The following is a 1,026-nucleotide window of genomic DNA, read 5'->3' as shown; positions in this document are numbered from 1 at the left end:
TAGGTCGTGTTTCGTAGGCGTCGATGTCAGTGCGTGTCGGTGATCGATAACTGAAGAGGTCTCCGGTAGTTGGTTCAGCGACCAAGCTAGAACTTCACACCGGAGACCTCGTGCCGAGCGTAGCGGCAGTGAGGCGACATGACCTGACCGACGTGCAGTGGGCCGTTCTCGAGCCTTCGCTGCCCGCGGGAACAGGTCGTGATCAGCCACGCAGATGGACTATGAGGATGATCATCGACGGGATCCGGTGGCGGGTCCGGACCGGCTCGCCATGGCGGGACGTTCCGCCGGTATATCCGCCGTGGCAGACGCTGTATCGATGGTTCCGCCGTTGGCAGCGTGACGGTGTCTGGGCTGCGATCCTGGCCGTGTTGCAAGCCCGAGCGGACGCGGCCGGGTTGATCGGCTGGACGGTGAGCGTGGACTCGACCATCAGCCGCGCCCACCAACACGCCGCGGGTGCCCGCCGCAACGGTGATGGGCAGAAGGAACCGCCCGGCGGAACGCAGACAGAGCCCGCCGATCACGCGCTCGGCCGGTCCCGAGGTGGCTGGACCACCAAGACCCACTTGGCCTGCGAGCAGGGCCGCAAACTGATGGCCGCGGTAGTGACCGCCGGACAACGCGGCGACAGCCCTCAGTTCATCCCTGTGCTGGCCAACGTGAAGGTCACACGTGCCCGTGGCGGCCGGCCCCGGACCCGACCGGACGTAGTGCTGGCCGACAAGGCCTACACCTCCCAGGCCAACCGTGCCCACCTACGCAGCCGCGGTATCCGGGCCTGCATCCCGAGTAAGACCGACCAAGACGCACACCGCAAAGCCAGGGGTGCCAAAGGCGGGCGACCGCCCACCTTCGACCCCGAGATCTACCAACTGCGTCACGCCGTCGAGTGCGGCATCAACCAGCTCAAACACCACCGCGCCATGGCCACCAGGTACGACAAACTCGCCGTGCGCTACCAGGCCACCCTAACCATCGCCGCCATCAACCAATGGCTCCGAGCCCTACGAAACACGACCTAGG

1 protein-coding gene is annotated in these 1,026 nt (G+C 66.0%); it reads left to right on the top strand.

Annotated features, from left to right (window positions below; translation table 11 throughout):
- Positions 1-128 precede the first annotated feature (128 nt).
- Positions 129-1,025 (top strand): IS5 family transposase, encoded by an 897-nt coding sequence (locus Asi02nite_RS41270; protein WP_203719484.1) that lies wholly within the window; start codon positions 129-131, stop codon positions 1,023-1,025.
- The last annotated feature ends 1 nt before the right edge of the window (position 1,026 follow it).

The organism is Asanoa siamensis (genome assembly GCF_016862555.1).
GTDB classification, from domain to species: Bacteria; Actinomycetota; Actinomycetes; order Mycobacteriales; family Micromonosporaceae; genus Asanoa; species Asanoa siamensis.
Note: the sequence above shows the minus strand (reverse complement) of the source record. Positions and strands in the feature narration are given on the sequence as shown.